The organism is Dietzia sp. IBK-p2-16D (genome assembly GCF_057773085.1).
In genome coordinates this window covers 52,720-66,493 of the sequence record NZ_JBYMTL010000006.1, presented here as the reverse complement: position 1 = coordinate 66,493, position 13,774 = coordinate 52,720, and the positions used below count along the sequence as shown (strand labels likewise).

11 protein-coding genes, 1 tRNA gene, 1 other RNA gene and 1 pseudogene are annotated in these 13,774 nt (G+C 71.5%); 6 read left to right on the top strand and 8 right to left on the bottom strand.

Features of this window, described 5'->3' with window-relative positions; all coding sequences use genetic code 11:
- Window positions 1-83: 83 nt before the first annotated feature.
- Complete coding sequence (locus AC3DE3_RS13225; RefSeq protein WP_488370295.1) at window positions 84-1,742, top strand: CYTH and CHAD domain-containing protein; 1,659 nt, start codon at window positions 84-86, stop codon at window positions 1,740-1,742.
- Between the two features lie 14 nt (window positions 1,743-1,756).
- Here AC3DE3_RS13225 and AC3DE3_RS13220 read toward each other — a convergent pair whose 3' ends face one another.
- The 6 genes and pseudogenes from AC3DE3_RS13220 to cobC form a co-directional block, all read right to left on the bottom strand.
- Complete coding sequence (locus AC3DE3_RS13220) at window positions 1,757-1,930, bottom strand: SPOR domain-containing protein (protein ID WP_260487272.1); 174 nt, start codon at window positions 1,928-1,930, stop codon at window positions 1,757-1,759.
- Window positions 1,931-2,114: 184 nt separating this feature from the next.
- Window positions 2,115-2,542: RNase P RNA component class A (gene rnpB / locus AC3DE3_RS13215), an RNA gene on the bottom strand.
- A 49-nt stretch (window positions 2,543-2,591) separates the two neighbouring features.
- Window positions 2,592-3,239 (bottom strand): annotated as a pseudogene (locus AC3DE3_RS13210) (histidine phosphatase family protein); the annotation flags it as partial.
- Window positions 3,240-3,271: 32 nt separating this feature from the next.
- Window positions 3,272-4,003: a zinc ribbon domain-containing protein gene (locus AC3DE3_RS13205; protein WP_488370294.1), complete on the bottom strand. Its 732-nt coding sequence runs from the start codon at window positions 4,001-4,003 to the stop codon at window positions 3,272-3,274.
- 11 nt (window positions 4,004-4,014) lie between these two features.
- Window positions 4,015-5,172, bottom strand: a complete 1,158-nt coding sequence (locus tag AC3DE3_RS13200) for a Nif3-like dinuclear metal center hexameric protein (RefSeq protein ID WP_488370293.1) — start codon at window positions 5,170-5,172, stop codon at window positions 4,015-4,017.
- Window positions 5,173-5,208: 36 nt separating this feature from the next.
- Window positions 5,209-6,309: an Rv2231c family histidinol phosphate aminotransferase CobC gene (gene cobC, locus AC3DE3_RS13195; RefSeq protein WP_488370292.1), complete on the bottom strand. Its 1,101-nt coding sequence runs from the start codon at window positions 6,307-6,309 to the stop codon at window positions 5,209-5,211.
- Between the two features lie 86 nt (window positions 6,310-6,395).
- On the opposite strand from cobC, the gene AC3DE3_RS13190 reads away from it, so the two are divergent.
- From AC3DE3_RS13190 to AC3DE3_RS13180, 3 genes are all read left to right on the top strand, one after another.
- Window positions 6,396-7,064: an HAD hydrolase-like protein gene (locus tag AC3DE3_RS13190; protein WP_260487278.1), complete on the top strand. Its 669-nt coding sequence runs from the start codon at window positions 6,396-6,398 to the stop codon at window positions 7,062-7,064.
- Complete coding sequence (locus tag AC3DE3_RS13185) at window positions 7,054-7,530, top strand: low molecular weight protein-tyrosine-phosphatase (RefSeq protein WP_260487279.1); 477 nt, start codon at window positions 7,054-7,056, stop codon at window positions 7,528-7,530. Before AC3DE3_RS13190 ends, AC3DE3_RS13185 begins: the two co-directional genes overlap by 11 nt.
- A gap of 93 nt (window positions 7,531-7,623) precedes the next feature.
- Window positions 7,624-8,622 carry an SURF1 family cytochrome oxidase biogenesis protein gene (locus AC3DE3_RS13180; RefSeq protein ID WP_488370291.1) on the top strand — a complete coding sequence of 333 codons (999 nt, stop codon included), beginning with the start codon at window positions 7,624-7,626 and terminating at the stop codon, window positions 8,620-8,622.
- Window positions 8,623-8,753: 131 nt separating this feature from the next.
- Here AC3DE3_RS13180 and AC3DE3_RS13175 read toward each other — a convergent pair.
- Window positions 8,754-8,826: transfer RNA gene (locus tag AC3DE3_RS13175), tRNA-Val, on the bottom strand.
- A 97-nt stretch (window positions 8,827-8,923) separates the two neighbouring features.
- On the bottom strand, window positions 8,924-9,358 hold the full coding sequence (locus AC3DE3_RS13170) for a DUF3052 domain-containing protein (RefSeq protein WP_067714222.1): 435 nt from the start codon (window positions 9,356-9,358) through the stop codon (window positions 8,924-8,926).
- 306 nt (window positions 9,359-9,664) lie between these two features.
- On the opposite strand from AC3DE3_RS13170, the gene aceE reads away from it, so the two are divergent.
- Entirely contained in the window at window positions 9,665-12,460 is a 2,796-nt protein-coding gene (gene aceE / locus AC3DE3_RS13165) for a pyruvate dehydrogenase (acetyl-transferring), homodimeric type (protein ID WP_488370290.1), read from the top strand.
- A complete protein-coding gene (locus AC3DE3_RS13160; protein WP_488370289.1) occupies window positions 12,457-13,710 on the top strand; it encodes a PucR family transcriptional regulator in 1,254 nt (417 codons plus the stop codon). Before aceE ends, AC3DE3_RS13160 begins: the two co-directional genes overlap by 4 nt.
- Window positions 13,711-13,774: the final 64 nt, after the last annotated feature.

Genomic DNA, 13,774 nt, shown 5'->3' with positions numbered 1-13,774 from the left:
TTGCCACCGACCTTACCCGTCGGTAAGTCCACCGGGGGCCGTGCTCCTTCACGCCGTTCATCCTTTACTGATACAACCGGTCCATGACGATCAACGAGACCGTCGAGGTCGAGAGCAAGTTCGAGGTCGACGAGCACACCCCGCTGCCCACCGTCGACGCCCTCGCGCCTCTCGTCGCGGACGTCCCGGTGCAGCATCAGCTCTCCGCCACCTACTACGACACCGCGGACCTGTCGCTCACCCGCCACAAGGTGACCCTCCGGCGCCGGACCGGTGGGGACGACGAGGGCTGGCACCTGAAGTTGCCCGCCCGGGGTGGTCGCGTCGAGTTGCAGGCGCCGCTCGGTGACGGCGACCCGCGCGACGACGTCGTCCCACCGGAGTTCCTCTCCGCGGTCGCCGGGGTGGTCCGGCGCCGGCCGCTCGAGCCCGTCGCCCGCATCGACAATCGTCGGCAGGTCCTCACGTTGCGGGACCCCGACGGTGCCCCGGTGATCGAGTTCTGCGACGACCACGTCTCCACCGAGTCCTTCGTCGACGGCGGGTCCACGTCCGGGTGGCGGGAGTGGGAGACCGAACTGGTCGATCCGGGACGGCCCGACGCGCACGACCTCCTCGAGAGCGTCGCGACTGCATGCGCTGCCGCGGGCGCCGCGGCCTCGTCGTCGTCGTCCAAACTCGCCCGCACGATCGGGCCCCTCCCCGAGGCCCACGAGCGCGGCGTCTCCCCCGTGCGGGACGCCCTGGCTCGTGACCTGCACCAACTCCTCGATCACGACCCGGGCGCCCGTCGCGTCACCATGGTGGGCGTCCACCAGATGCGCGTGGCGGTCCGGGGTCTGCGCAGCACCATCAGTTCCTACGCCGACGAGCTCGGGTCGGCCACCGCCGGCACCGACCTCGACCTCGCAGCGATCCTCGCCGAGCTCAAGGTGCTCGCCGCCGTACTGGGCAAGGTCCGTGACATCCAGGTGGTCGACCAACGGCTCGGGGCGCTGGCCGCCGGCTACCCCGAGGACGTGGTGACCCCGCGGACCCGGCACCTCCTGCGTACCGAACTGGACCTCGAGGAGGCCAGGGCGGGCGAACGACTCACCGCGGCGCTGCTCTCCGACCGGTACCTCGACCTCCTCGACCGGCTCCACGACCTGGTCCGCATCGCGGGCACCGACGCGGCCCCGGCGGAGGGCGGGACGCGGACGAAGGGCGGCGGGACGCGTCGCGACGCCGAGGACCTCCTCCTGCGCGGGGTCGATCGGCAGTTCAGGAAGTTCACCAAGGCCCGCACCCGCACCGAGCGCGACCTGGACTCCCTCGACCTGACGCTGGCCCAGCGGGAGGAGCTCACCCACGTCGTGCGCAAGCGGGCCAAGGCGTTGCGCTCCAACGTCAGCGCGGTGCCGGCCTCGGACGACCTCGCCATCGCACCGTTGCGCACCGCCTGCGACCGGCTGCACTCGGTGCTCGGCGAGGTGCAGGACAGTGTCACCACCCGGCAGTGGATCAGACGCATCACGCGGCGTGCCGAATTCGCGGGCGAATCGACGTTCGGCCTCGGGGTGCTCTTCGAGCACGAGCGGGGGTTCTCCGAGCGCGCCCTCGAGGGGTTCGAGGGCGACGCCGCGGCGGTGACGGCCGCCTACCGCGAGCTGTCCGAATCACGCCGCGCGGCACGGCGACGCAGGAGGAAGGACGAGAAGGGCGGGAAGAAGGGCAACAAGAAGAAGGGCCGCGGGAAGTAGGCGCGCCCGGCGGGTCAGTCCTTCTCGTCCTCGGCGTCCCACGCCTCGTTGCGGGCCTTCGCCTTCGCCAGCGCCGCCTCCGCCTCCCCGCGCGTGGCGTACGGGCCCATCCGGTTGTCCCAGTTGGTCACCTTGCCCTGCAACGCCTGACCTGTGGTGATGTCGTAGTACCACTGTTCGTCCGACATGGTGGACCTCCTCGGTGCGACGGATGGCGTTCACTCCGGACCCTACTACCAGCGCCTCGGAGTATCAGTCTTCCGGCCTCGTCGGCTTGCGCGCCGGAAATGCACGATTCCGAGGGACGTGCGCTCCCGGAGTGGACCATAGGGAGCACGCAACCGGCGGGCGCACCACCAACCGGGGATGGGGCGAACGAGCCGGCCTGTAAGCCGGATCCTGTGCCCTCCGCGGGCGGAGGGCGACGACCATCCATCTGGACACACCGTTGCCGGGTGCCTCGAGCGGTCCACCCGCGGACTCGGGCGAGCAGCCCTCCCGTGCATCGCTGCACACCATCCGCGCAGTCGCACCGCGGGCGGTGCGACCTTCGACCTTGCTCCGGGCGGGGTTTACCTAGCCGCCCCGGTCACCCGGGGCGCTGGTGCGCTCTTACCGCACCGTTTCACCCTTACCGCGCCCGCAGGCGCGGCGGTCTGTTTTCTGTGGCACTGTCCCGCGGGTCACCCCGGGTTGCCGTTAGCAACCGCCCTGCTCTGTGGAGTCCGGACTTTCCTCGGACCCGGGCCTGGTCGCCCGAAGGCGCCGGTTCCCCTGTCCGCGGCCGTCCGGCCGACTCGTTCGCCCCAGGGAGTCTAGTCGCCCGCGCGGGGCGGTCGGGGTGCGGGCTCAGACGAGGTGGGAGGTGTCGTTGACCAGGTGCACCGAGGTGGGACCGTCGGGGTAGAAGCGCACGTCGGAGACGGAGGCGAGGTCCAGGTGCAATCGGAACAGCAGTTCGTCCCCGGCGCCCAGACCCGCCCGGATCGCCAGTTTGATGGGCGTGACGTGGCTGACCACGGCGACGACGCCGCCGGGGCGGTCGGTCACGATGCGCTGCAGTCCCCGCTCGACGCGCGCCCGCACCACGGCGAAGCTCTCGCCACCCGGTGGTGCCACGGCGGTGTCGGCGAGCCACCGCGAGTGGAGGGCGGGGTCCTGCTCGGCGGCCTCCCGGAAGGTCAGCCCCTCCCACCCGCCGAAGTCGGTCTCGATGAGGTCCTCGTCCACCACCAGGGGCACGCCTGCGGCATCGGCGGCCCGCTCGGCGGTCGCCAGGCAGCGTCGGAGCGGGGAGGAGACCACCGCGGTGAGATCCGGCAGTGCCGCGAGCCGGGCGGCGGTCCGCTCGGCCTGGGTGACGCCCAACTCGGTGAGGTCGGGGTCGCCCTGTCCGGAGTAGCGCCGGTCCACCGACAACGGGGTCTGTCCGTGGCGGGCCAGGACGATCCGGGTGGGGTGGCCGGTGGCCCCGGTCCAGCCGGGTCCGCTGCTCGAACCCGCTCCGCTGCCCGAACCCGGTCGGCTGCTCACGAGTTGTCGGTGCGGACCACGATCACGCCACACTCGGGGCAGTTAAGCACCTCGTCCTCGGGGGCGGAGCGGAACGCCGAGACGGTGCTCCGGTCGAGGTCCATCGCGCAGGCGGAGCAGCGGCCGCCGTTGAGGATCGCCGCGCCCCGGCCCGCCTCCTTCGCGCTACGGGTGTAGTGGTCGAGGAGTGCGGCGGGGATGGTCTCGGCCACGCGGGCCCGCTCGGCCATGGTCTCCGTCACCGCGTCCTCGAGCTCCGCGAGGGCGGTGTCGCGCAGCGTCACGGCCATCCCGATGCGCGCGTCCAGGTCGGTGACGATCGCGCCGGAGTGGCGGACGTCGGCCTCCATGGCCTCGTGCCGCTCGCCGAGCTCACCGAGCTCACCCTCGAGTGCCTCCTGCCGGCGGGCCAGCGAACGCAGTTCGTAGTCCAGTTCGGTGGTCTGCTGCTCGGACAGGCCACCCTTTGCGAGCAGGTCGGAGTCCGCGGCACGACGCCGACGCACGGCCTCCAGGTCGGACCGCAGCTTGGCCAGTGCGCGGTCGAGATCCTCCAGGTGGATCCGGGCCCGGGCGACGGACTCCGTGGCGGCCCGCCGCTCGGCCTCCAGCGCGTCGAGGGTCGCCTGCTCGGGTAGCTGCGACCGCCGGTGCTCGAGACTCGCCAGTCGCAGGTCGAGGTCGGCGATGTCGACGAGTCGACGCTGGTCGTGGGGATCGGCCTTCATGGGTGCCAAGACTACCGCTGCCCGCGCGCTCCCCCGGCGGCCACCGTCCAGGGGTCGGTCCGCTGCTCGCAGACCGTCGCCGTGAGATCCGCCCCCTCCTCGAGCAGGGCCGCGGCCTGTGCGCACCACGGGAACTCCAGCGCCCAGTGCGCGGCGTCGACGAGCATGGGCCCGCCCGAGCGAAGGTGCTCGTCCACGACGTGATGGCGCAGGTCCCCGGTGAGGTAGACGTCGGCGCCCGCGGCGCGGGCCGCGCCCAGCAGGGAATCGCCGGACCCGCCGCACAGCGCGACGCGCCGGATCTCGGCGTCGGGATCGCCCGCGGCGCGGACCCCCCACTCGGTGGTGGGCAGGCGCTCGGCCACGAGCTCGGTGAACCGCGCCAACGTCATCGGTGCGTCGAGTTCGCAGATCCGACCGAGCCCGGTGTCCTCGGGTCCGGGTCCGGGTCCGGCGTGGTTGACGAACACGTCCATCGCGGGCACCTCGTACGGGTGCCCGGCCAGGACGGCGCGCCGCACCGCGGACCGCAGTTCCGGCGGCGCGACGAATTCCACCCGGGTCTCGGAGACCTGCTCGGGCTCGCCGATGCTGCCGATGGTCGGGTCGGTGCCGTCGCCGGGGCGGAACCGGCCGGTGCCCCGGACGGAGAACGAGCACTCGGTGTAGCCGCTCATCCGCCCGGCGCCGGCGGCGAAGACCGCGTTCAGCAGGTCGTCGCGGTCGTCGTCGGGCACGGTCACCACCCACCGGTCGACGGTTCCGTCGCCGGTGGGGGCCAGGGGGCGGCCGGGGGTCAGACCGAGCGCGTCGGCGAGGGCGTCGTTGACTCCGGGTCGGGCGGAATCGGCGTTGGTGTGTGCGGAGTACAGCGCACAGCCGCCCGCGATGAGCCGGTGGAGCAATCGACCCTTGGGGGTGTCGGCGGCCACGGAGTGCACGCCGCGCATCAGCGGCGGGTGGTGGACCAGTAGCAGGTCGGCGCCCTCGGCGAGCGCGTGGTCGACCACTGCGTCGGTGGCGTCCACCGCCACCACGACCCGCTCCACCTCGACCGCCGGGTCACCGGCGACCAGTCCCACGCGGTCCCACGATTCGGCCAGCCGCGGCGGGTAGGCGTGCTCCAACAGGTCGATCACGTCGGCCAGGGTGGGCCTGCCGGTGGTCATGGTCGCTCCCCTTCCTGTTCACCCGCCGCGCCGCGATCAGTCCGTGCCGCGATCTGCCCGTGCCGCCATCTGTCCGTGCCAGGCTCCGACGAGTTCGTCCACCATCGTGCCCGGCCGCACGGCCAGTCGCAGGTAGGTGGCATCGAGGCCGGGGAACGTGTCGCAGCGACGGGTGACGATCCCCCGGCGCACGAGCCCGGTTCGGAACGCGACCGGATCGATCCCGGCCGGGGTGCGGACCAGGACGAACGGCGCGGCCGGCGGCACCACCACCTCGATCCCCGCGGCGCCGAGTGCGCGGACCATCTCATCCCGCTCGGCCGCGACCTGCACCCGCGCGGCGTCGAGCTCCGGATCCGCCTCCGGACCGACGCATGCCCGGACGGCCTCCAGCTGGAGGGTGCCCAGGGGCCAGTGCGGCCGGCGCGCGGCCAGGTCGGCCAACACCGACGGGTCCCCGACGGCGTACCCCACTCGCAGGCCGGCCAGCGCCCACGTCTTGGTCAACGACCGCAGCACCACGAGGCCCGGCAGCTCGGCGCCGGCGAGGGTGTGGGCCGCCTCGTCCGGGAGGATGTCGCAGAACGCCTCGTCGACGACCGTCACCCGCCCCGGACGACACAGCGCCGCCACGGCGGACCGGGGGTGCACCACCGAGGTGGGGTTGGTGGGATTGCCGACGACGACGAGGTCCGCCTCCTCCGGGACGAGGCCGGGATCGAGGTCGAACGGAACCGGCAGGAGGACCCGCTCCACCGGAACGCCGGCCCGTCGCAGCTCGAGCTCCGGTTCGGTGAAGGACGGGTGCACCACCGCCGCTCGCAGCAGGTTCCGGGCCGCGTGCGCGGCGAGCAGGTGGAACCCCTCCGAGGCGCCGCCCAGCAGCAGGACGCGGTCGCGTCCGACCCCGTGACGGGCGGCCACGGCGGCCACCGCGGCGTCGTCGTCGTCGACCCCCGGATATCCCCCCAGGTCGGCGAGGCGGGCCGCCAACCTGTCGCGGAGCCAGCCCGGCGGCCCGGACCCGCGCACGTTGACGGCGAAGTCCAGGGCGCCGGGGACCAGCTCGGCGTCACCGTGGTGTCGCAGCGCCGCCCACGACGCCTGGTCGGGGCCCTCTCCGGGTTGTTCGCTCATTCCCGGAAGCGTAGGACGACCGCGCGCGCCGCGCGGCGCCGGACGGGCGGAGGGGCCCGCCCGGCGGACTCTGGGAGGATGGCGGCATGACCGACCGCCCGATCCTCCTGGTGGACCTCGACGGCACCATCACCGACTCCCTCGACGGCATCGCCAAGTCCCTCCACCACGCGCTCGGCGTGGTGGGCACGCGCTGGGACGACACCCGCGACATCCGTTCCATCGCCGGCCCGCCCATGGTCGACACGTTGACCTCGCTCGGCCTCGCCGGGTCCGACCTGGACCGGGCCGTGGCCGCCTACCGGGAGCGCTACGACGAGGTGGGGTGGTTGGAGAACGCCGTCTTCACCGGGATGGACGCGTTGCTCGACCGGCTCGCCGTGGACGGCTACCGGATGGCGGTCGCCACGAGCAAGGACGAGGTTGCCGCGCGCCGGATCCTCGGGCACTTCGACCTGGCCGCGCCCTTCGAGTTCATCGGCGGGGCCGACATCTCCGTCGGCCGGATGGCCAAGGCCGACGTGATCGCGCACTCCCTCGCTGCGATGGGGGTCGAGCCGACGCCCGTCGACGGGGGCGGGACCGGGCAGGTGCTGATGATCGGAGACCGCGAGCACGACATCGAGGGCGCCGCCCGCTACGGCGTCCCCACCGCGATCGTGCGGTGGGGTTACGGGCGCCCCGACGAGTGGGACCGCGCCCACTGGTCGGCCGTCGACACCGCCGCACTGGAGGAGATCATCCGTGGGTGGTGAGTCGCGGGTGCGCGTGGTGTTCGTCTGTACCGGCAACATCTGTCGCTCCCCCATGGCCGACGTCATGGCGCGTCGGGCGTTCGCAGACGCCGGGCTCGGCGACCGGGTGGTCGTCTCCAGCGTCGGCACCGGCGGCTGGCACGTCGGCGACGGCATGGACCCGCGCGCCGCGGCCGAGCTCGCGGCCCACGGCTACGACACCGGGCACGTGGCCGCGCAGCTGTCCGAGGAGGACCACGACGCCGACCTCGTGGTGGCCCTCGACGCCGGCCACCGCGATCACCTGCACCGCGCGGGCGTCGACCCCGACCGGATCCGGCTGCTGCGTTCGTACGAACCCGGCGCGGACGGTGCGGACGTGGCCGACCCGTACTACGGCGACGACAGCGGCTTCGCCCGCACCCGCCTGCAGATCTCGCGCGCCCTGCCCGGTCTGGTCGCCGAGGTGCGCGGCCTCACTGCTTAGCGGGCGCAGGGTAGCGGGCGCGGGGTAGCGGGCGCGGGGTGTCGGGCGCACCGGCGACGGGACCCGCCGGCGCGCGACGGATACCCTGGGACCATGCGGACTCTGCGGCGATTCCTGACCCCGGGATGGGTGATCGGCGTCCTCGCCGCGATCCTGTTCGCCTGGGCGTGCTTCGCGCTGCTGGCGCCGTGGCAGCTGGGCAAGAGCGACGATCTCGACGCCCGCAACGCGCGGCTCGCCGAGTCCGTCGAGGCCGCCCCGGCGCCGCTGGCGCAGGTGGTCGACGGGCCGCAGGCCTACGCCGAGCGGGAGTGGCGCCTGGTCACCCTCTCCGGCGAATGGCAGCCGGACTCCGAGGCGCTGTTGCGTCTCCGGTCCGTGGACGGGGATCTCGTCTACCAGGTGCTCACCGTGTTCGACCCCGCAGACGGCGCGGACCTGCTGGTCAACCGCGGGTACGTCCTCGTCGGGGAGAACAACGCCGTCCCGGACTACCCCGCGGCTCCCACCGGCGAGGTGGAGATCACCGCGCGTCTTCGCGTCGCCGAACCCGGCGAGGCCGAGCCCGTACCGATGGCCGGACTGCCGGCGGTGCGGGTGGTCGATCCCGCGGCCATCGGAGACACCCTCGGACACGACCTCGTCCCAGAGGGGTACCTGCAGTTGACCGGGGACCAGCCCGGTTCGTTGACCCCCGCGCCGATCCCCGGCATCGAGAACGGCCCGTACCTGTCCTACGGGCTGCAGTGGCTGGCCTTCGGCGTGCTCGCCCCGGCCGCGCTCATCTACTTCGCCTGGGCCGAGATCCGGGCCCGGCGACGCGACGCCGAGGTCGCGGCCGCCGACGCCGAGGCGGACGCCGACCGGGGTTCGGATGACGACATCCCCCCGACCGCGGGGAGAAGCGACCATGGTGGCGGGACGACGGGCGGCATCGCCCGTGGCAGCGGCAGCAGCGTCGACCGGGATGCCTCCGACGTCCACGTCGACGAACTCTCGGCGCGCGAACGGGCGATGCGAGCCCGCTACGGCGACCGCGACGACGTCGAGAAGCGCCGGGCCCTCCGCCGCGCCGACCGCCTGCGGACGTGACCACACCCCGCCGTATCCACCGCTGCCCGGAGTGTTCGGTGGGGTGATCGGTGATGTGATCGGGAACGGCTCCGAGATGCGATGCGAGAGGCCCCACCTCGTACGGGTACGGGGTGGGGCCTCTTCCTCGGTGCGCGCGGAGGGAATCGAACCCCCGACCGCTGGTGTGTAAGACCAGAGCTCTAACCGCTGAGCTACGCGCGCGTACGCACCGGCGCCGAGAACGCGCCGGTGCGGTCAGATTATGCCATCCGGGAGATCGCCCCACCCCGGGGCGGGGCGGGCATCCCGGGTACCGGGATCACTTACGCGGCATGCTGTTCTTGCGCAGGGCGAGCCGGCTGCCGGCCCAGTCCCCGAGCGCGGCGGTGCGCGTCTGCAACATCCCCGCGGTCTGCGCGGACTCCGCGATCACCGCGGGCACGACATGCCCGTCGCGCCCCGTCTTGGGGGTGAGGACCCACACGGAACCGTCGTCCGCCAGGGGGGTCATGACGTCCATGAGCCGGTCGACGAGGTCACCGTCACCGTCCCTCCACCAGAGCAGCACCGCATCGACCACCTCATCGGTGTCCTCCTCCAGCAGCTCTGATCCGACGGCGTCCTCGACGGCCTCGCTGATCGACTCGTCACAGTCGGAATCCCATCCGACCTCCTGAACGAGCATGCCCTCCGTCAGTTCGAGCTGACCAGCTACCTGGTCCGCTCCGTCCTGCTGGTTCGCCGCGGCGACCACCGTGGTGTTCCTCCCTCTATTCCGTCGTGCTACTTCTCGGGTCCTTCGCTGACCAGGAACACTACCCGCGCATGCTCACCGGGGAAACGACTACCGCCCATTTACCGGTACGCGGACCCAGGTGGCGGTGTCGCGCGTCACGCTTTGGGGCACAATCGGAACCGGTGGGCCTACGGTGGCCCGTCCCGAGCCCGACGCGATCCGCCCACACCCGCGGACCGCGGCCCGGGCCCGACGATGTACCACGACATGTGGAGGCCCCACCGGGCGTCCACGGTACGAATCACAGAAGTGAGGACGATACGCATGACCGGAAACGACGTCTCCAGGGACGGTTCCGCACCCACCAACGTGCCGGTTCTCCGGGAGGGGGTCGCGTCCTACCTGGCGGACTCCGATCCGGAGGAGACGCAGGAGTGGATGGACTCCCTCGACGGCATGCTCGCCGAGGCCGGGCCCGAGCGCGCCCGCTACCTGATGCTCCGTCTCCTGGAGCGGGCCTCCAAGCAGCGTGTACCGTTGCCCGCCCTCACGTCCACGGACTACGTGAACACCATCCCCACCAGCCTCGAACCGGAGTTCCCCGGAGACGAGTCGGTGGAGCGGACCTACCGACGGTGGATCCGCTGGAACGCCGCCATCATGGTCCACCGCGCACAGCGACCCGGAATCGGCGTCGGTGGCCACATCTCGACCTACGCGGGCGCGGCCCCGCTCTATGAGGTGGGGTACAACCATTTCTTCCGCGGCAAGGACCATCCCGGCGGCGGCGACCACATCTTCTTCCAGGGTCACGCCTCCCCCGGCATGTACGCCCGCGCGTACCTCGAGGGCCGACTGCGTGAGCAGGACCTCGACGGGTTCCGCCAGGAGAAGAGCCATCCGGGGCGTTCACTCCCCTCCTACCCCCACCCCCGCTCGCTGCCCGAGTTCTGGGAGTTCCCCACGGTCTCCATGGGCCTGGGGCCGATCAACGCGATCTACCAGGCGCGGTTCAACCGCTACCTCCACAACCGCGGCATCAAGGACACGTCGCAGCAGCACGTGTGGGCGTTCCTCGGTGACGGTGAGATGGACGAGGTCGAGTCGCGCGGCGCGCTCCAGATCGCCGCGAACGACGCCCTCGACAACCTCACCTTTGTCATCAACTGCAACCTCCAGCGTCTCGACGGGCCGGTCCGCGGGAACGGGCAGATCGTCCAGGAGCTGGAGTCGTACTTCAGCGGCGCTGGCTGGAACGTCATCAAGGTGGTCTGGGGTCGCGAATGGGACGCCCTGTTCGACAAGGACACCGAGGGCGCCCTGGTCTCGCTGATGAACTCGGTCTCCGACGGCGACTACCAGACCTTCCGCGCCAACGACGGTGCGTGGATCCGTGAGCACTTCTTCGGACGCGACCCCCGCACCGCGAAGCTCGTCGAGGACATGACGGACGAGGAGATCTGGGCGCTGCGCCGTGGCGGGCACGACTACCGCAAGATCCACGCCGCGTACAAGGCGTCGCTCGAGCACACCGGTCGGCCGACGGTCATCCTGGCCCACACCATCAAGGGCTTCGGGCTGGGCCAGAACTTCGAGGGACGCAACGCGACCCACCAGATGAAGAAGCTGACGCTGGACGATCTCAAGCAGTTCCGCGACAAGCAGGAGATCCCCATCACCGACGAGGAGCTGGAGGCCGACCCGACCCAGCCGCCCTACTACAACCCCGGACCCAACTCGCCGGAGATCCGGTACATGTTGGAGCGCCGGTCCGCTCTCGGCGGACACGTCCCCGAGCGGCGCCAGACGTTCACGCCGCTGGCCGTGCCGGACCTCGATTCCCTCAAGTCCCTGCGCAAGGGGTCGGGCAAGCAGGCCGTGGCCACCACGATGGCGCTCGTGCGGACGGCCAAGGAGCTCATGCGCGATGAATCACTGCGGGACCGCTTCGTGCCGATCATCCCCGACGAGGCCCGTACCTTCGGCATGGACTCGTGGTTCCCCACCCTGAAGATCTACAACCCGCACGGGCAGAACTACACCTCGGTGGACCACGACCTCATGCTGAGCTACAAGGAGGCCAAGGACGGCCAGATCATGCACGAGGGCATCAGCGAGGCGGGCTCGGTCGCCGAGTTCACCGCCGCCGGGACCGCCTATGCGACCCACGGTCAGCCGATGATCCCGCTGTACATCTTCTACTCGATGTTCGGGTTCCAGCGCACCGGCGACGGCATCTGGGCCGCCGCCGACCAGCTCGCCCGGGGCTTCCTGCTGGGTGCGACCGCCGGCCGCACCACGCTCACCGGCGAGGGACTGCAGCACATGGACGGCCACTCCCCGCTCCTGGCCGCGACCAACCCGGGGATCATCTCCTACGACCCCGCGTGGGCGTACGAGGTCGCCCACATCATGCGTGCGGGTATCGAGCGCATGTACGGCCCCGGGGCGGCCCACGAGACCGAGACCGACGGCATCGACCGCAACGTCTCGTACTACATCACCCTGTACAACGAGCCCGTCCCCCAGCCGGCCGAGCCCGAGGACCTGGACGCCGACGCGCTCCTGCGCGGCCTGTACCGATTCCGTGCGGCCGAGACCGGGACCCACAAGGCCGCCATCCTCGCCTCCGGCGTGGCGATGTACGCGGCGGTCGAGGCCCAGAAGATGCTCTCCGAGAAGTGGGACGTGGCGGCCGACCTGTGGTCCGCCACCTCGTGGACGGAACTCGCCCGCGACGGCTTCGAGTGCGAGCGTCATGCGCTGCGCCATCCCGACCAGCAGCCGCGCACCCCGTTCGTCACCGCCGCCCTGGCCTCGGCCGAGGGGCCGAAGGTGGCGGTGAGCGATTTCCAGAAGGCGGTTCCGGACCAGATCCGCGCCTGGGTGCCCGGCGACTTCACCGTTCTCGGGTGCGACGGCTTCGGGTTCTCCGACACCCGGCCCGCCGCGCGCCGCTTCTTCAACACGGACGCGGAATCGATCGTCGTCGCCGTCCTGGCAGGTCTGGTTCGTGAGGGCGCGATCGAGAAGCGCACCCTCCTCGAGGCCGCCCGCCTGTACCGGATCGACGACGTCATGGCCGCGCCCGAGCCGACGACGGACCCCGGAGTGGCGTGACAGACCCGACCGGCCCCGGGACCGGGGAGAGGGATCCACAGCCCGTCCGGCGGCGTTCTTCGACGCCGCCGGACCAGCGACCCGTCTCCGATGCCCTGCTCAAGCGCATCACCCGGTACTCGGGGACCCTGTCCACCGAGGCGGTCCGCGCGCTCGAGCAGGAGCTGCCGTTCTTCGGCGAGCTGTCCGCTGACCAGCGGGCCGAGATCCAACTGATCATCCAGAGCGCGGTGCGCGACTTCGTGACCTGGATGCGCAACCCGGAGGCGCCGCACACGGACACCATCGCGGGATTCAAGCTGCTCCCCAAGGGGCTCGGCCAGGGTCTCACCCTGCAGCAGACGGTCCAGCTCGTCCGGTCGACGTGTGAGTACTTCGAATTGGTGATGCCCCGGATCACCCACAACGAGCGCCAACGGGGTCTCATGATCACCGCGGTGCTCAAGTTCGGTCGCGAACTCGGCTTCACCGCGGCGTCGGTCTATGCCGCCGCCGCGGAGAACCGGGGTGCCTGGGACACCCGGATGGAAGCCATGCTGGTCGACGCCGTGGTCCGCGGTGACCGCCATGCCGACCTCGCCTCGGGGGCCTCGGCCCTGAACTGGGACCCGACCACCGCCGCGACCGTGATCGTCGGCCGGCCCCGTGAGGAACTGGGACTGGCGTCGGTACCCGCCGCCCACCGGGCTGCGGTCGCCGCCAACCGGCACGCCCTGGCCGTGGTGCAGGGCGCCCGCCTCGTCGTCATCCTCTCCGGTGAACTCGAGTCCTCCTCCGCCGTGCCGGCCGGGGTCCTCGACTCCTTCTCTCCGGATGCACCGATCGTCGTCGGGCACACGGTGGGCTCCCTCGCCGAGGCCCCCGACAGCGCGGCCGAGGCGCTCTCCGGGTCGGCGGCCGTCTGCGGTTGGCCCGGTGCACCCCGGCCGGTGGCAGCGATCGACCTCCTTCCCGAGCGGGTCCTCGCCGGCGATCGTGGCGCGGCGGCGATGTTGGTCGATCGGATCGTCACTCCCCTGCGTGGCGCCGATTCCTCGGTCGAGGACACCCTGCGGGCCTATCTGGACTCCGGAGGGCACGTCGAGGCCTGTGCCCGCGAGTTGTTCGTCCATCCCAATACGGTGCGGTACCGCCTCAAGAGAGTGAGCCAAATCACCAAATTCGATCCGCTTAACGCAAGGGACGCTTTTGTCCTCAGAATCGCCCTCGTCCTCGGGAAGTTCGCCGATCGAAGTACTCAGGAGTCCTAATTAGTCACTTCTGTAACAGGGTGTAACGAAACCGCACAGAATGCAGATGGACGACCGGCCAGCT

Excerpts from the sequence above, each read along its gene's own strand:
- AC3DE3_RS13200 (WP_488370293.1), bottom strand. The coding sequence starts at position 5,172 with ATGACCACCGGCAGGCCCACCCTGGCCGACGTGATCGACCTGTTGGAG.
- AC3DE3_RS13220 (WP_260487272.1), bottom strand. The coding sequence starts at position 1,930 with ATGTCGGACGAACAGTGGTACTACGACATCACCACAGGTCAGGCGTTG.
- AC3DE3_RS13180 (WP_488370291.1), top strand. The coding sequence starts at position 7,624 with ATGCGGACTCTGCGGCGATTCCTGACCCCGGGATGGGTGATCGGCGTC.
- AC3DE3_RS13225 (WP_488370295.1), top strand. The coding sequence starts at position 84 with ATGACGATCAACGAGACCGTCGAGGTCGAGAGCAAGTTCGAGGTCGAC.
- cobC (WP_488370292.1), bottom strand. The coding sequence starts at position 6,309 with ATGAGCGAACAACCCGGAGAGGGCCCCGACCAGGCGTCGTGGGCGGCG.
- aceE (WP_488370290.1), top strand. The coding sequence starts at position 9,665 with ATGACCGGAAACGACGTCTCCAGGGACGGTTCCGCACCCACCAACGTG.
- AC3DE3_RS13190 (WP_260487278.1), top strand. The coding sequence starts at position 6,396 with ATGACCGACCGCCCGATCCTCCTGGTGGACCTCGACGGCACCATCACC.
- AC3DE3_RS13205 (WP_488370294.1), bottom strand. The coding sequence starts at position 4,003 with ATGAAGGCCGATCCCCACGACCAGCGTCGACTCGTCGACATCGCCGAC.